Below are 16,192 nucleotides of genomic sequence, written 5' to 3'. Positions count from 1 at the left end.
TGGGTTAATCCGGGCTACCATTGAAATAGCTCCACACGACTTTAGCCTTGGCATTTCCGACGACGGATGCCAGCTCATCCAGCTTTTTTTCCCTGATATTTTTTACAGAACGGAATGCCTTCAAAAGCTGATCCGCTGTGGCTTTCCCGATACCTTTAATGTCTTCAAGCTCGTTTTTAAATGTGCCTTTGCTGCGTTTGTTTCTGTGAAAAGTAATACCAAACCGGTGTACCTCATCTCTTACTTTTCGTATAAACTTCAGGCTCGTTCCATTGTAGGGCAATTTCAGCGATTCCTGATCTCCGGGAAAAAACAACTCTTCGATGTTTTTCGCCAGTCCCACCACTGTTATCATTCCATGCAATTCCAAAGCCTCGATGGCTTCCATGGCAGCGCTGAGCTGGCCTTTGCCACCGTCAATAATGATCAGTTGCGGGAAATCTTCCTGCTCCTCTTTCAACCTTTTATAGCGTCGGTACACAGCCTCTTTCATAGAGGCAAAATCATTGATCCCCTCGACCGTTTTTACATTGAAATAGCGGTAATCTTTTTTGCTCGGCGCACCGTTTTTAAAAGAAACCATCGCACTCACGGGGTAACTTCCCTGAAAATTAGAATTATCAAAACATTCAATATGAACCGGCAGATCCTGCAATTGCAGATCGGTTTGCAAATGCTCTAAAACCTTTACCTGATCTACGTTCCGATTGATTTTCAGCCGCTCTTTATTTTTCAATTCTTCAATAAAATAGCCCGCATTTTTTTCGGAAAGTTCGATCAGCTTTTTTCGGTCGCCCGCTTTGGGCACCACCACTTCCGTATTTTGTTCGGGATAGTCGATCGCGAAAGGAACCACAATTTCTGTCGCCGTGCTATTAAATGTTTGCCGCAGATGTTGGATGGCATAGACCAGAATTTCTGCTACATTTTCATCGAGATGTGTTTCCAGCCGGTTGGTTTGTGTCTGCACGATCGTACCGTCTCTCACCATTAAATAATTCACATAAGCGATATCGCTTTCCTTAATAATACTGAACACGTCTTTGTCTCCGCCTTTCATGCCGGTGACAACAGATTTTGATTGATAATAATCTTCGAGATAGGCAATTTTTTTTCTGACATATTCTGCTTGCTCGAATTGCAGGTCGTCCGCCAACTGTTTCATCTCTTCTTTAAAATGGCGGATCACCGGTGACAGGTTGCCTTTTAACAGATCCCTGACCTGGCGTATATTTTCGTCATAATCTTCCTTTGATTGATGCGCTTCACATGGCCCTTTACAATTACCCAAATGATATTCAAGGCAAACTTTAAACTTCCCCCTTTCTATGTTATTTCTTGTCAGGTTGAGGTTGCAGGTGCGCAGCGGAATGGCACGCCGGATAAACTCGAGTAATTCCCGCACCCTGAAAACCGACGTATAGGGCCCTAAATATTCGGATCCGTCGTTGATGGGTTGCCGCGTAAGATAAATACGCGGAAAGTTTTCATTTTTGATGACAATGTAAGGATAGGTTTTATCATCCTTTAAATTGATATTATACCGCGGTTGAAACTGCTTAATCAATGAGTTTTCCAGGAAAAAAGCATCCTGCTCGCTATTCACAATCGTGAACTCGATGCGGTGTATGCGCTGCACCAGTTCATGTGTTTTGTAATTCGTAAAAGTCTTATTGAAATACGAACTCACCCGCTTCCTAAGGCTTTTGGCTTTGCCCACGTAAATAATCTTATCCGCGGCATCATAATATTTGTAAATGCCGGGCTGTAGTGGAATAGTGGGCGCTATCTTTGAAAAATCTTCCTGGGTCATGTCTAATCTTAATCACCTTTGCCGGAAATAATATCAAATTTCCGATTTAATATTGAGGTAACAGTGGCCTTATACATTTGCGCTGTTCTTTAATAAAATGCCTCATCAATATTTATAAAATTAGTTGAATTATGCTGAAATATTTTTTTGCGGCCCTTTCGATTGGCTGTGTGGCAACGGCCGCAGCGCAATCCACCGCAGCCGGATATGTTTTTGTTGATGCGAACGATAACGGTCGTATGGATAAGCAGGAAACCGGTATCGCCGGTGTCGCTGTTAGCAATGGGAAAGACTTTAGCATCACAGATGCCCGCGGCCGCTACGAGCTGCCGGTAGGAAATGACAATATTATTTTTGTGGTAAAACCAAAAGGATACCGCTTTAAGAACAACCAACACAATCTTCCACAATATTATCATATCCACAAACCGCAGGGCTCGCCACAATTAAAGCATAAAGGCGTTTCACCGACCGGCGCGCTGTCAAAAGATCTAAATTTTGCCTTATATAAATACGATGAACCTACTGATTTTACAGTATTGGTTTTTGGCGATCCACAGCCCTATAACGAGCAGGAATTAGGATATTTTTCCAAAAGCATAGTGGATGATGTGGCCGCCGACGAGGCCATTAAATTTGGCATCAGCCTGGGTGACATCGTCGGCGACGATCTCAGTCTTCACGAACCTTACAAACAAGTGATGACGAAGCTCAACCTTCCCTGGTATAATGTAATGGGCAATCATGACATGAATTATGATGCCACCGCGGATTCCCTTTCTGATGAAACCTTTGAAAGAAATTTCGGCCCCAACAATTTTTCATGGAATTATGGCAACGCCCATTTTATCATCCTCGACAATATCTTATACCCGGACCCGCGGGACGGAAAGGGCTACTGGGGCGGCCTCCGGCCCGACCAGATTGAGTTTATAAAGAACGACCTGGCACAGGTTGCAACCGATAAGCTGATTGTTGTTTCTTTCCATATTCCTTTTTCTAATGAAGGAGGCGAAGCTATCAGGCTGGAAGACCGACAGGCTTTCTTTGACCTGTTAAAGGATTATGATAATTGCCTGCTCCTTTCGGCTCACACGCATTTTCAAAAGCAAATCTATTATAAGGCAGCTGATGGTTGGCATGGCAAAAAAGCGGCGCTTCACGAATATAATGTGGGCACTACTTCCGGCGACTGGTATTCGGGCGAGTTGAACCAGGCAGGCATTCCGGACGGCACCATGAGAGACGGGACGCCGCGCGGTTATGCGTTTTTGAAAATAAGTGATAATGATTATGCATTGCGCTATAAAGTGGCCGGGAAAGATAGCAGCTACCAGATACAAATTTATGCACCTCAGATCGTAGGCCATAACAGCCGGGGCAGCGCTCCGTTTTATGCGAATTTTTTTATGGGCGCCCAGGGAGATAAAGTGCAATACAAAATAGACAATGGCAAGTGGCAGGCTATGAAATACGAGCCCACTTTTGATTATAGCTATCTGAAGCTCGTTACAAAATGGGACGATTCAAAAACGCTTTTAGCAGGCCGCAGGCCCTCAGCGCCGGTTGCTTCAGAACATATCTGGTCGGCGGTGGTGAACAAAAAATTAGCGCCCGGCGAACACCAATTGCATGTCAGGGCTGAAGATAAATACGGCAATATCTACCATCAAACACATACCTATAAAATTCAGTAGGCAACCAACACTTTCTTAAAAAAAACCCGGCTTTATTACTATTGCCGGGTTTTCTTTTTATTGTCTTTATGGTTCGCTTATCATTAAACTACTCCTTGCGTATCGGCCAATATCTCGCCGGTCATTTGGGGTGGCACGGGCAGTTTCATAAAGCTGAGGATGGTTGGGGCAATATCACCTAACTTACCTTCTTTGATAGTTCCTCTCCAGTTTTTATCGATGATAAACAGCGGCACAAGATTCAACGTATGCGCGGTGTTGGGGCTACCGTCGTCGTTGATCATAAAATCTGAATTGCCATGATCGGCCGTCAGGAATACTACATAATCCTGCGCCAGGGCTTCCGTCACTACCTGCTCCACGCATCGGTCGACCGTTTCCACAGCTTTGATGGCGGCCGAGAACACACCGGTATGTCCCACCATATCAGCATTCGCAAAGTTGAGGCAAATAAAATCTGCCGACTGATTTTTAATTTCGGGTAATAATGCTGCCGTGAGTTCATCTGCGCTCATTTCTGGTTGCAGATCGTAGGTAGCCACTTTTGGCGAAGGCTTTAATATGCGGCTTTCGCCCTCAAAGGGAAGTTCACGGCCGCCGCTGAAGAAGAAAGTAACATGCGGATATTTTTCGGTTTCTGCGATACGAATTTGCTTTAACCCGTTTGCTGCTACCACTTCCCCCAAAGTATTGGTAAGATCTTCATTCCTGAAAATAGAATACACAGCGGTATATTTATGATCATACACCGTCATGGTCGTATAATCGAGGTTCAGCCTTTTCATATTGAAATCAGCATAATCAGCCTGCGTCAGTACCTCGGTTATTTCGCGGCAGCGATCGGTTCTAAAATTGAAACACAACACATGGTCTCCTTCCTGCATGGTTGCCACCGGTTTTTGCTGCCCGTCTACAATAACTGTCGGAAGAATAAATTCGTCCGTGACATTTTCCTCATAACTCTGTTTTACCGCTTCGATAGCCGACGGCGCCGTTGCGCCAATTCCGTTAACCAGCGCGTCATAAGCCTTAAACACCCTGTCCCATCTTTTGTCGCGATCCATCGCGTAATACCTGCCGCTTACGGTCGCAATTGCGCCCAGCCCGATCGTATCCATATGGTTTTGCAAATCTTCAATAAAATGCAATCCGCTTTTCGGATCAGTATCGCGCCCGTCCGTAAAAGCATGAACAAACACTTTTGTCAGGTCGGCGTCTTTACAAATATCCAGCAGTGCTTTTAAATGGTTGATATGAGAATGTACGCCGCCGTCGCTTACAAGGCCCATTAAATGCAGCGGCTTATTATTCGCTTTCGCTTCTTTCAGTGTGCGCACCAGTTCGGGATTTTTGGCAAGTTCGCCGGTTTTAATCGCCACATTGATACGTTGCAATTCCTGATACACGATTCGTCCGGCGCCGAGGTTGAGATGCCCTACTTCAGAATTTCCCATTTGCCCTTCCGGCAGGCCAACCTGCTCCCCAAAAGTGGTTAATGTGGTGTGCGGATATTTTTGGTATAAAGATTTAACAAACGGCGTATTAGCGCTTTGAATTGCATCGGCAGATGCAACTTTTCCCAATCCCCAACCGTCCATTATAATTAAAATAGCTTTTTTTTGCATAGACCTGAGTTATTTATATATTGATTATCAATAAATTATTAAATCGAATTAAACCATCGATAGCCGTAAAGGTAAAGAATGATCATTTAAGAAGCCCCGCGGTTTGGCATATTTTTAGCACTTTTGAAGAAACATAAAACAATTAAAAATGAAAAGATTAGTTGCGGTTGCGTTTATTGCTTTATTTCAATTTTTTGCTGTGTCCCTTTTTGCGCAAGGTATTGATGGCGTTGTGAACGGTATTAAAAAGGGAGACGCCAATTTAATTACCAGTAATGCGGGCCAAAGTTTTTCACTCACCATTATGGATAAGAGTAACAATTATGCGAAAGCAGAAGCTCAGGCAGCTATTAAAAATTTCTTTGCTCAAAATGCAGTCAAAGGATTTGATGTAAAACATAAGGGCAATTCTCCCAACGGACAGTATGCAATTGGCACTTTAGCAACGGCCAGCGGTAACTTCAGAGTGAATATTTTTATGAAGAAGGAAGGCGGAAAAGAAGTGATTAAGGAGCTGCGTTTTCAACTTATTGAGTAAGCGATATTTTTTTATACGCCAAATGCCTCTCTCAAAGGGAGGCATTTTTATTTAATATCCAATAATTTTGGCGCCATTGGTATCACTAGTTAAGAAAACTTCTTAGTTTTCGGCACATCAAATTATTCTATCCCATGGATAAAAACTTTCAACGCAAACTGCAACACTTAATTACAGAAGCATTGGCGGAAGACATCGGGAGCGGCGACCACTCTACCCTGTCGGTAATCGGCAAAGAAGAAGAAGGAAGGGCGGTGCTGAAAGTAAAGCAGGACGGCATTTTAGCGGGCATGGATGTGGCGCAGGCTATTTTCGAGCACCAGGAGCCGGGGTGCAGCTTCCAGGCTTTCAAGAAAGATGGAGAGCCCATGTTTGTTGGTGAAAAAGCTTTTGAGGTGGCCGCGCATGAACATACGATTTTGCAATGCGAGCGGCTGGTGCTGAATTGTATGCAGCGCATGAGTGGCATTGCGACGCTATCCAGGCAATACACCGATAAACTGAGTAACTATAAAACGAGGTTGCTCGACACGCGCAAAACCACGCCTAATTTCAGGTTGCTCGAGAAGGAAGCGGTAAGAATCGGCGGCGGCATCAACCATCGATTTGGGCTGTACGATATGATTATGTTGAAGGATAACCATATTGATTACGCCGGCGGCATTGAGAATGCAATCAACAAAGCGTATGATTACGTAAAACACCATAATCTGGATATTAAAATAGAAGTTGAAACCAGAAGCATCGCCGACGTTGAAAAAGTATTGGAAATTGGCGTGGGCAAAGTGTTTCGGGTGATGCTGGACAATTATACGCCTGCGCAGATAACGGAAGCGCTACAGTTGATCGATGGAAAATTTGAGACAGAAGCCAGTGGCGGCATTAACTTAGACACTATAGAAAGTTATGCTGCCACGGGCGTCGATTATGTAAGCGTGGGCGGACTGATTCATCAGGCGCGCAGCTTAGATCTGAGCCTGAAGGCAGTGCTGTGATTGAGAAACCCTTATCTTTTTATTTGAAAATTTACCTGAATCATTAAAACACGCCCTATGGCAAAAAATAAATCAAACAGCCCCTTTGTTTTCAGCACAGACCCTGATTTTAAGTTTGACGATCACAACGACCAGACGCAAACACTAGCTCCCGAAGCACAAAAACTTCGCCTGCAATTGGAAACCAAACACCGCGGCGGCAAAACGGCAACGGTAGTACTTGGCTTTGTGGGCACGGAAGGCGACCTCGAAGCGCTGGGTAAAAAATTAAAGTCTTATTGCGGCACGGGCGGCTCTGCAAAAGAAGGCGAAATCCTTATTCAGGGCGACCATCGCGATAAGCTGCTGCAATGGTTTCAGAAAAACGGGTATAAAAATGTGAAAAAAAGTGGCGGCTGATAAATAAGCGAGCACGAATTTCCGTTTGAGACTTTAATTAAGTATTTTTACGAAAAGCATATTTCATGAGCAACATGATATCCGCAGGCATAATGGTAAATGTTGAGGTTTTTTATCAGCCTGAATACAGCAACCCCCTGCAGAATGAATACATGTTTGCATATCGCATCACCCTCGAAAATTACAATTCTCACCCGGTTAAATTGCTGCGCCGCCATTGGAATATTTTTGACAGCAATGGCGTTTACCGCGAAGTGGAAGGCGAAGGCGTCGTAGGCGTTCAGCCTGTGTTGGAGGCTGGCGAAAGCTATCAGTATATGAGCGGCTGCAATCTCTGCACCGATATGGGGAAAATGAAAGGCGTTTATGAAATGGAAAACCTTGACCTGAAAAAGAAATTCCAGGTGCTTATCCCCGAATTTGAAATGATTGTTCCCTGTAAGGCGAATTAGGTTAGGTTTCAATTTCGTTATAGAAAGCCCCGATGTATATAAGACACATCGGGGCTTTCAGCTTCAAAAACATCTGACTTAATTCATCCTTTTTCCGACCGTTATTCCATATCCATGAATAGTATCGCCATAGGTATCCGTTTGTAAATAAACATTGGCACCCAACAGCAAGCCCTTTGTAAAAACATAGGAATAACCCAGTCTTAACTTAGCACCGAGATTGAAGGTTCTCAATGGCTCGCCATAAAATTTCACGTGTTCCACTACCATCGGCAGGCCGGTTAAGTCTGGATAATAAGTACTGGCACTGCCCGCAAGAGAACTCGATTGATATCTTAGAATCGGCCCTAATTGAATATTGATTTCATTTTTAGCAGCCAAAGGCTTATAGGCAACTCCTCCGCCAATTTGAAGTCCTGCCGTTACGTAGCGTTGCTCGTAGGTTTCATCTCCTACGTTGGGGTTACTTTCCTGGTAAGACAGGTCGTACATTGAAAAGCCTAAATCGCCGTACCAATCAAACCTTTTACTGAGGCCCCTGTTATATTGCAGGCCTATAGACAAGCCCTCCATATCTCCCGAGCCATGCCTGCTTCTATTTAGATCGAAGAAGATTTTTTCCCGTCTTACCTGTGAAAAAGTAAGAACGGGCAACATGATGAAAATTAAGGCGAAGGCGAACACATATTTACTAATCATTTCTATTTTCTTTTAAAATTTGAACCGTTCATAGTATATACCTGCGATTTTTTGTGACTAAAAGATACAATAGCGGAACCTAAAATCTCGCCGGTTGTTATCTGCGTACTATAGGGTTTAGTAACAGCAGGACAATTCTCACAATCGGGAGGGAAAGAAGCATTGGCCGACCTTGGCGCTGACGGGCCCCAGTCAATTTCTCCCCATAGTTCAAACATATGTTTTCCGTAGAGAGATGTACTCCAATCCAATATATTGTCACCAAAGTCGTACCATTTGCTATCCCTAAGATATTTTCTTTTTACTTTCGGAAACTTGCGACTATCCTTGGCAATAAAACCATTAGAAGTAACAACATTATACATAAACTCCAACTTGCCTGCTACCCAACCCTCAACAGCATTTAAGTTCGTAATTTGTATCAATCCGCCAAATTCAGTTTGTCCTTCCGTTCTTCCTGAAGTTGCCGGCGGCGTTACTTGCCCATTAGATGACCACAGGTCGTCGATAGGCCAATATTCGGAATCTGCAAGAGTTGGATCTTCTGCTCCGATAACAATGATATCGTGCTCCCATGCATATTCTTCATTAACCTTACCGACCGGAATAAGATCATCCCCTGTTTCATTTATCATATATGCATCTGCCAATCCGGTAGCAGGGTCATATCCAGATGCAGGCACTACCATTAATTCACCTTCATCAGCAGGCAACGGATACCCTGGCTGCCCATACATACCGGGATCAACGGGATAACCAGGATCTTCCTGATCGGAGGGATCGTACATAAAATCATAAGGCGTTGGCTGTTCCGGATTATTATACATTACAACCGACCGGGTTTGGGTCTTATTACCTCTAAGGCTTGCTTCACATCGCTGATAGATATTTTAGCAAACCCTAATGCAGCGTTGTTTTTAGCACGATTGATTCGATGCTGCATTACTTCCGAACGAGGGTAGAAGATCACAGGGCTATTTCCATTTTTAATATTCTGTAAAGCACCGCTTAATGCTGAAAGGTCACGAATATCAGAAGCAATTACACTTCTTGGTAAAATTGCATTTTTACTAACAGAACGTTGCGAAACAAGTTCATTTAGCTTAATATGATAATCTGTCTTTTCTGAGTTAGCGATTGATTGCGTCATCAATTCAGCCCTAATATCAACTCCTCTTGCAGCAGCTAATAATTTTAATCCGATTTTCTTCTCGATACCAATTGCGTCGCCAGGAATGGTTAGTTCCGCATTTGAATCATACGTTTTTTTACAACTTATCAAAGAAATAATAAAAAGCAGTAATAGCACCACGGCGTTTGGGGAGATTTTTCTCATACAGTTAGTGTTTTAAAAAGGTTAAATAAAAATCTAATATATAACCAATTGACGAAAAAACAAAAAATTATTTAAACTAAAATTTTTAGTATTTTTGATACTAAATAAATTAGCTAATATGTCTTCTGGTCCATTTATTCAACAACCCGCCGTTGCCGATTATTTTTTGCTGATTGAGCCGCGCAAAGATTTGCGCGAAGCTATAAGCGATGTTAAGCTACAATTTGCTGAGCGATTTAAGGCCTCCGAAGCCGTAAAAGGCAAGCCACATTTGACACTGGTAAGATACCGGCAATATACAAGTTTCGAAAGCCGCATCTGCCAAAGGCTTCGATCCGTAGCGATGCAACTCGCTCCTATTTCAATAGATTTGAACGGTTATGGCAGTTTTCCAACTCATACTATTTATCTCAACGTGTCGTCCAAAACAGGTTTTCAAAGCACTGTAAAAACAATCAGAACTGAGCTTCAACGGCAACTGAAATTGGATAAAGACAATAAACCTCATTTTATTTTGGAGCCACATATTACTATCGCCCGAAAGCTGAAGCCCTGGCAATATGAACAGGGTTGGCTTGCCTATCAACATCAAAACTTTTCGGGCAGGTTTATCGCAAGCTCTATGATACTGCTCCGAAAGTCCTCCGACGCCGACCCATATAAGCTAATCGAAAGATTCGAGTTTCAACATTCAATTCATCGCGCTTCACAGGCTGCCCTTTTCTAAAAAACTTTTTTTCTAAACCTCAAGGAACAAATCATGGAAAGAAAACTAAAGCAGGATCATTTCAAAGTATCCATCACAAAAAAAGATGATGCTACTCCATATTTACAGGGCCGTGGTGCTCAAATCAACACCCGGAACCGGTTTTCAAAGAACGAGCAGGTGCAGGAACATATTGAAGGAATCGATGACTGGAGCAAGCCCAATATCGCTACCCAGTATATCGAGCAACAGGCGAAAACGATCGTCAACAAAGTCGACAGTCCTGATGTAGGAATGGCCTACAGCATGAACGCCTATGCCGGTTGCGAGCATGGATGTATTTACTGCTATGCGCGAAACGTTCATGAATACTGGGGTTACAGCGCCGGTGTCGATTTTGAACAAAAAATAATCGTTAAAACCAATGCGCCTCAGTTATTAAGAAAACAATTGATGCATCCGCGGTGGGAAGTAATGCCCATCATGTTGAGCGGCAACACCGATTGCTATCAACCGGCAGAGCGGAAATATAGATTGACGCGCAGCCTGCTCCAGGTTTGTAATGAATTCAATCAGCCCGTTGGTATTCTCACTAAAAATGCCGCGATTTTAAATGATAAAGATGTGCTGCAGGAAATGGCGCAGAAAAACCTCGTAAGAGCGATGGTATCCATTACCTCGTTTAACGAAGACCTTCGCCGCGTGATGGAACCGCGCACCACCACCGCCTCGCAGCGCTTGAAAGTGATTGAGGAATTGAGTAAGGCAGGTGTTAATATGGGCGTTATGATGGGACCCATGATTCCGGGCCTCAACGATCATGAAATGCAACGCATCATGAAAGCCGCATCCGAAGCAGGCGCCACATTCACAGCTTATACATTTATACGGCTTAATGGCGCAATCAAATTTCTGTTTCATGATTGGCTATACAAAAATTTTCCGGACAGAGCCGATAAAATCTGGCATCTCATAGAACAAAGCCACAACGGAAAAGTTAACGATAGCCGCTGGGGCCTGCGTATGCGGGGCGAAGGCAGCATTGCGGAAATGGTGGCCCAGCAATATGCCAAATACGGGAAAATATATAACATGAATGAAGGCCGCACGGGTCTAAATCTCAGTAGTTTTAAGAGGCCGGGGCAACAGTTTACATTATTTTAAACCAGACGGAGCCATTGATTCTAATGAATAAATTTAAACGCGGCAGCTTCCTCCATCCGCATCATAACACAATCTTAATACCGCGCCGAAAGAAAGTTCCCTAATTTGTAGGTTGAATAAGATGAACGAGTCCACCTGCAAGGCGCATCATTCACATACTGTGCATAAGTTTATTTGTATTCTTTTAAGAATAAATAATAATGTTGTGAAATAATCCTTGTGTAAGCAGATCATTGAGGCGGCGACTATCCTGATGCATTTTTTGCCCGTTCGTTTAGACGGGCATCAACTATAAAAAACGAAGGAAACGCTTATCCCATGCAATATCAAACAAAACAATGGAGAAAACTGACCGGAGAGTACCTTAGAAACTACATAGAAGATGAAGTACATGGCGCACTGCTCCGCGAAAAAGAACTCGGCCACTCGCTAAAAGTGTGTATCGGCACCGACAGCCAGGTGAAGGGCGCCCACACAGAATTTGCTACCGTTATTGTTTTTGTAAGAAAAGGCCGCGGCGCTTTTATGTTTTTAAATAACGAAACCACGCGCGAAAAAATGAGCATCAAGCAACGCATGATGACCGAAGTTTCTAAAAGCATTGAAATCGCTTACCACCTCAGCAATGTTTTTACCAATCATAAAGTGGACATGGAAGTTCACGTAGATATCAATACAAGCCCGGCTTATAAAAGCAATGCTGCATTAAAAGAAGCCATCGGTTATATCACCGGCATGGGCTTTTCTTTTAAGGCCAAGCCTGAAGCTTTTGCAAGTTCGAGCTGCGCCAATAAAGTCGTGCAATAATTTTTTAAGGCTGCATCTCAAATACCTGCTATCCTTTCAACAATTTTTCCAGCGCGTTAATATGCGCCTCAAAAGCCTGCCTGCCCTGTTTGGTAATTTTATAAGATGTTTTGGTTTTCTTCCCTACAAATTCCTTTTTTACTTCCACGTATTTTTTTTGCTCCAGCGCGTTGATATGGCTCGCCAGATTACCGTCGGTGACCTGCAGGTGCTCCTTCATCTCCAAAAAATCGACCCAGGCATTTACCACCAGCACCGACATGATACCCAGCCGCACCCTGCTTTCAAAATCTTTATTTAACTGATTGATCAGGCTCATTTCAATTGCTAATTCAGGTCCTCTTTCTTTTCATATTTTCGATACATAACCAGGCCGTAGACAATATGCAAAACGCCAAAACCGAGGGCCCAAAAAAACAGCGTATATCCGGGTATAAATAACGCTACAATACCCAATAAAATTTCGCAATAGCCAAGGTTCTGTATATCCGAATACGTATACCGCGCAGCATTTACCAGCGCCAGCCCGTAAAAGACGAGTGTTGCCGGCGCCACAATAGTGAAATAATGCTGATACAAACATGCAATGCAAAATAACCCTCCCGCTATCAACGGAACGGCCAAGGATAAGAGTAGCTGACGGGTGGTAGCCGTCCATATTTTCAATCCCTTTCTTTTGCTGTTTTTCACGGTGAAAAGAATGCCAGAAGTAAGCGCCCCGGCTAAAACAAGAAGGGCCAAAATGACCAGCCGGCTTATCATCTGGCGATTATACATCTCGGGAAACCCGACCATGTAATTACTACCGTCAGCATCGTAAATAAAGTAGGCCACCCCGGCCCCAATAATGGCGATAATGCCGGCCACAACGCCCGACATACCACTCAGCGAGATAAACCGAGAAGATTGCTCCATCATTTTTCTGATGTGCTGCAAATCCTCCCTAATATTTTCATTCATAAAAAGCGCTTTGAACTACAAAGAAAAGTAAAAATCCCGTTCCACAAAAAAAGCCATCTGCTGATGGCTTTAACCTTTTTTATTGCGGACTACCTGCGCCCGCGATCCCGATCTCTCCGATCCCGATCTCTCCGATCATGATCTTTCCGGTGCCGGTCGCGATCATACTTGTCGTATCTGTTGCCTTTCCATTCTTTATGCTTAGGATGATAACGGCTTTCATAATACCTGTAATCGCGGCTGTCGCGGATGATCGATTGATTATGAAAACTCCTGTATTTACCATAGCGCATCCAGTCGCTTCGGTTGTCGCGATACGGCGCATAGCTCCGGTTCACAACTACTTTATAGGTGTTATAAAGATTGACACCCCGATAGGCAGAAGGCAGATATCTTGATGTAACCCACCGGCCCCGCTGCAAATACATAAACCGGGCGGCATTCACGTCGTAATAAGCATTGGCTTCAGGCAAATAATAATACCGTGCATAATTATATCCCACAGGTCCCCAGCCGGGCTGATTACCGATATTGATATTGACGCGAACCTGAGCAGCGGCCTGTTGCGAAAAAGCAAATCCAACAAGAACTAACGCAACGATAGTAAACTTTTTCATGGCTTATAGATTTAATAACTTTAATAATGTAGAAGCGCTTTGTTATTAGACGAAGGACCATTTCGGATCGGTTGCGGTAATTTTTATTTTATCAAATTATTAGGAAATGAAAGCAAAAAATTAAAGTTGAAACGCTGATCTGTTGGAGGAGATCGCTTCGGCGTCTTCACATAAACTTTTTAACTTTTCAACTTTCAGCTACATTTGCTACTATGGCAAAAGCGAAGAAAAACAAACCAGTTATCCTGATTACTAATGATGATGGCATTACGGCGCCGGGCATCAAAGCGCTATACGAAGCGGTGAAAGACCTGGGGCAAGTGGTGATCGTGGCCCCTGACAAACCGCAATCGGGCATGGGGCACGCTATAACCATCGGGCATCCGCTCCGATTACAAAAAACCGAGTTATTTCCCGAAATAGATGCATACTCCTGTTCAGGAACCCCGGTAGATTGCGTAAAACTCGCTGTAGATAAGGTTTTGCACCGCAAGCCCGACTTATGTTTGAGCGGCATTAACCACGGTCCGAACCACAGTATAAACGTGATCTACTCCGGAACCATGTCCGCAGCGATGGAAGCAGCGATTGAAAATATCCCGGCCGTTGGCTTTTCGTTGATGAACTACAGTGTGCACGCCGACTTTTCCGCAGCGCAACACTATGCGCGCCTGGTGACAGAAAAAATGCTGAAGGACAAACTTTCCAAACATATTTTATTAAACGTAAACATCCCTGATTTCCCGTTATCTGAAATCAAAGGATATAAAATTTGTAAACAGGCTTACGCAAAATATAAAGAGAGTTTTTTAGAGCGGAAAGATCCCAGTGGCAAAAAATACTATTGGCTCACAGGAGAGTTTGTCAACTTTGATAATGCGCGTGACAGCGATGTCTGGGCGCTGGCCAATAATTACGTGAGCATTGTGCCTGTCGAATTTGATTTGACCGATTATGCTTTGAAGAAAAAACTGGAAAAGCAGTGGAAAGAAAAACCCGACCGCACTGTCAAAAAACCAATCAAAAAAATTGTAAAAAAATCAATGCCGAAGTCACAATAACTTAGAATTTTGAACGGCCACTTTTAAAAAGCAATTACTATCAATAAATATTACATCATAGCGGGCGAAGCATCTGGCGACCTGCATGGCGGCAACCTGATCGCGGCCATAAAAGGAAAGGATCCTCAATGCCTTATTCGCTGCTGGGGCGGCGATAAGATGGCAGCCGCTGGCGGCGCCTTAGTCAAGCACTATCGCGAGCTGGCTTTTATGGGTTTTATTGAAGTAGTCAAAAATCTGGGTACCATTCTTAAAAACCTTAAGTTTTGTAAAGAAGACATCCTGCGCTTCAAACCCGATGTGTTGGTCTTGATCGACTATCCAGGTTTTAACCTGCGCATGGCCAAATGGGCGAAACAGCAGGGTATTAAAGTAGTGTATTATATTTCACCACAGGTTTGGGCATGGAAAGAGAACCGTGTAAAAATGATGAAGCAATGCATTGATAAAATGCTGGTCATTTTACCTTTCGAAAAAGATTATTTTAAAAACAAATGGGATTGGGACGTAACCTATGTCGGCCATCCCCTGTTGGAAGAGATAGCCAAAAAACAAACGGCCGATAATGAACTATTGATCAGGGACGCCAGCGGGTCGGTCAATCAAAAGCCGGTGGTAGCATTGCTTCCCGGAAGCCGCAAGCAGGAAATTGAAAAAAAACTGCCGGTGATGCTGGAAGTAAGTAAAGCTTTTCCCGATCATCAATTCGTGATCGCGCAGGCGCCTTCTTTAGACCACTCTTTTTATCAAACCTTTACAAGTCCTTATCCAAATGTAAGCATCGTTAACAACCGCACTTACGATTTGCTTTTGCAATCCACTGCAGCGCTAGTTACCTCTGGAACAGCCACTTTAGAAACAGCGCTGTTCGAAGTTCCGGAAGTGGTTTGTTATAAAGGCTCAGCCATCAGTTACCAAATTGCGAAACGCGTAATCAACATCAAATATATTTCCCTGGTGAACCTGATCATGGATAAGGAAGTGGTGAAGGAACTGATCCAGGACGAAATGAATGTAAAAAACCTCACCGGCGAGCTCGGTCTTTTACTCAACAATGCGGAAAAAAAGCAGCAGATAAAGAGCGATTATCAAGAATTGAAATCAAAGCTAAGCGCGGCAGGCGCGGCATCTGAGAAGGCAGCGGCTATCATCATCGCCTCAGCTACGCAGTAATTTTATCGCCAAAATAATCAGGCAGATAATAAACAGGAAAATGCTGATCCTGTTGATATTGTGCATATAACCTACCCAGCTGCTTTTCGGCCGGTTCGGGTCCTTTTTCTTCAGGAATAAATATTCGGCTAATTGTTTAAGTACTCCCAT

19 protein-coding genes are annotated in these 16,192 nt (G+C 43.6%); 10 read left to right on the top strand and 9 right to left on the bottom strand.

Annotated features, from left to right (window positions below; translation table 11 throughout):
• Positions 1 to 4 precede the first annotated feature (4 nt).
• Positions 5 to 1,813, bottom strand: coding sequence for an excinuclease ABC subunit UvrC (uvrC, locus tag ABDK00_RS03055; RefSeq protein WP_346238034.1), 1,809 nt, complete (start codon positions 1,811 to 1,813; stop codon positions 5 to 7).
• 131 nt (positions 1,814 to 1,944) lie between these two features.
• On the opposite strand from uvrC, the gene ABDK00_RS03050 reads away from it, so the two are divergent.
• The gene (locus tag ABDK00_RS03050) at positions 1,945 to 3,510 is read left to right on the top strand and encodes a calcineurin-like phosphoesterase family protein (protein ID WP_346238033.1); all 1,566 of its coding nucleotides are present in this window, start codon (positions 1,945 to 1,947) and stop codon (positions 3,508 to 3,510) included.
• Between the two features lie 83 nt (positions 3,511 to 3,593).
• Here ABDK00_RS03050 and gpmI read toward each other — a convergent pair whose 3' ends face one another.
• A complete protein-coding gene (gene gpmI, locus ABDK00_RS03045) occupies positions 3,594 to 5,135 on the bottom strand; it encodes a 2,3-bisphosphoglycerate-independent phosphoglycerate mutase (protein ID WP_346238032.1) in 1,542 nt (513 codons plus the stop codon).
• 148 nt (positions 5,136 to 5,283) lie between these two features.
• Here gpmI and ABDK00_RS03040 point away from each other — a divergent pair, with 148 nt between their 5' ends.
• From ABDK00_RS03040 to apaG, 4 genes are all read left to right on the top strand, one after another.
• On the top strand, positions 5,284 to 5,673 hold the full coding sequence (locus ABDK00_RS03040; RefSeq protein ID WP_346238031.1) for a DUF4783 domain-containing protein: 390 nt from the start codon (positions 5,284 to 5,286) through the stop codon (positions 5,671 to 5,673).
• A 134-nt stretch (positions 5,674 to 5,807) separates the two neighbouring features.
• Positions 5,808 to 6,668 carry a carboxylating nicotinate-nucleotide diphosphorylase gene (gene nadC / locus ABDK00_RS03035; protein ID WP_346238030.1) on the top strand — a complete coding sequence of 287 codons (861 nt, stop codon included), beginning with the start codon at positions 5,808 to 5,810 and terminating at the stop codon, positions 6,666 to 6,668.
• A 57-nt stretch (positions 6,669 to 6,725) separates the two neighbouring features.
• Positions 6,726 to 7,067, top strand: coding sequence for a translation initiation factor (locus ABDK00_RS03030; RefSeq protein ID WP_346238029.1), 342 nt, complete (start codon positions 6,726 to 6,728; stop codon positions 7,065 to 7,067).
• Between the two features lie 65 nt (positions 7,068 to 7,132).
• On the top strand, positions 7,133 to 7,519 hold the full coding sequence (apaG, locus tag ABDK00_RS03025; RefSeq protein WP_346238028.1) for a Co2+/Mg2+ efflux protein ApaG: 387 nt from the start codon (positions 7,133 to 7,135) through the stop codon (positions 7,517 to 7,519).
• Positions 7,520 to 7,597: 78 nt separating this feature from the next.
• Here apaG and ABDK00_RS03020 read toward each other — a convergent pair whose 3' ends face one another.
• From ABDK00_RS03020 to ABDK00_RS03010, 3 genes are read right to left on the bottom strand one after another with little or no spacing between them, the layout of a single operon-like run.
• Positions 7,598 to 8,218 (bottom strand): hypothetical protein, encoded by a 621-nt coding sequence (locus tag ABDK00_RS03020; RefSeq protein ID WP_346238027.1) that lies wholly within the window; start codon positions 8,216 to 8,218, stop codon positions 7,598 to 7,600.
• A 2-nt stretch (positions 8,219 to 8,220) separates the two neighbouring features.
• A complete protein-coding gene (locus ABDK00_RS03015; RefSeq protein ID WP_346238026.1) occupies positions 8,221 to 9,045 on the bottom strand; it encodes a hypothetical protein in 825 nt (274 codons plus the stop codon).
• Positions 9,045 to 9,554 (bottom strand): hypothetical protein, encoded by a 510-nt coding sequence (locus tag ABDK00_RS03010; protein WP_346238025.1) that lies wholly within the window; start codon positions 9,552 to 9,554, stop codon positions 9,045 to 9,047. Before ABDK00_RS03010 ends, ABDK00_RS03015 begins: the two co-directional genes overlap by 1 nt.
• Before the next feature lie 118 nt (positions 9,555 to 9,672).
• Between ABDK00_RS03010 and ABDK00_RS03005 the strand changes: the two genes are divergently transcribed.
• The 3 genes from ABDK00_RS03005 to ABDK00_RS02995 all read left to right on the top strand — a co-directional run bounded on the left by ABDK00_RS03005 (position 9,673) and on the right by ABDK00_RS02995 (position 12,231).
• The gene (locus ABDK00_RS03005; protein WP_346238024.1) at positions 9,673 to 10,281 is read left to right on the top strand and encodes a 2'-5' RNA ligase family protein; all 609 of its coding nucleotides are present in this window, start codon (positions 9,673 to 9,675) and stop codon (positions 10,279 to 10,281) included.
• A gap of 33 nt (positions 10,282 to 10,314) precedes the next feature.
• A complete protein-coding gene (locus ABDK00_RS03000; RefSeq protein WP_346238023.1) occupies positions 10,315 to 11,424 on the top strand; it encodes a PA0069 family radical SAM protein in 1,110 nt (369 codons plus the stop codon).
• 318 nt (positions 11,425 to 11,742) lie between these two features.
• Entirely contained in the window at positions 11,743 to 12,231 is a 489-nt protein-coding gene (locus tag ABDK00_RS02995) for a ribonuclease H-like YkuK family protein (protein ID WP_346238022.1), read from the top strand.
• A 28-nt stretch (positions 12,232 to 12,259) separates the two neighbouring features.
• Here ABDK00_RS02995 and ABDK00_RS02990 read toward each other — a convergent pair whose 3' ends face one another.
• The 3 genes from ABDK00_RS02990 to ABDK00_RS02980 all read right to left on the bottom strand — a co-directional run bounded on the left by ABDK00_RS02990 (position 12,260) and on the right by ABDK00_RS02980 (position 13,808).
• Positions 12,260 to 12,550: a transcriptional regulator gene (locus ABDK00_RS02990; RefSeq protein WP_346238021.1), complete on the bottom strand. Its 291-nt coding sequence runs from the start codon at positions 12,548 to 12,550 to the stop codon at positions 12,260 to 12,262.
• A gap of 8 nt (positions 12,551 to 12,558) precedes the next feature.
• Positions 12,559 to 13,191: a hypothetical protein gene (locus ABDK00_RS02985; RefSeq protein WP_346238020.1), complete on the bottom strand. Its 633-nt coding sequence runs from the start codon at positions 13,189 to 13,191 to the stop codon at positions 12,559 to 12,561.
• A gap of 89 nt (positions 13,192 to 13,280) precedes the next feature.
• A complete protein-coding gene (locus ABDK00_RS02980) occupies positions 13,281 to 13,808 on the bottom strand; it encodes a hypothetical protein (protein WP_346238019.1) in 528 nt (175 codons plus the stop codon).
• A gap of 212 nt (positions 13,809 to 14,020) precedes the next feature.
• Here ABDK00_RS02980 and surE point away from each other — a divergent pair, with 212 nt between their 5' ends.
• A complete protein-coding gene (surE, locus tag ABDK00_RS02975) occupies positions 14,021 to 14,869 on the top strand; it encodes a 5'/3'-nucleotidase SurE (protein WP_346238018.1) in 849 nt (282 codons plus the stop codon).
• Positions 14,870 to 14,902: 33 nt separating this feature from the next.
• Entirely contained in the window at positions 14,903 to 16,042 is a 1,140-nt protein-coding gene (gene lpxB / locus ABDK00_RS02970) for a lipid-A-disaccharide synthase (RefSeq protein WP_346238306.1), read from the top strand.
• Here the strand turns inward: lpxB and ABDK00_RS02965 are convergent.
• Positions 16,028 to 16,192 carry a DUF6728 family protein gene (locus ABDK00_RS02965; RefSeq protein ID WP_346238017.1) on the bottom strand — a complete coding sequence of 55 codons (165 nt, stop codon included), beginning with the start codon at positions 16,190 to 16,192 and terminating at the stop codon, positions 16,028 to 16,030. The genes lpxB and ABDK00_RS02965 overlap by 15 nt on opposite strands.

The organism is Niabella insulisoli (genome assembly GCF_039652435.2).
Lineage (GTDB): Bacteria > Bacteroidota > Bacteroidia > Chitinophagales > Chitinophagaceae > Niabella > Niabella insulamsoli.
The sequence above is the reverse complement of the archived record's forward strand: the minus strand, read 5'-3'. Positions and strand labels throughout refer to the sequence as shown.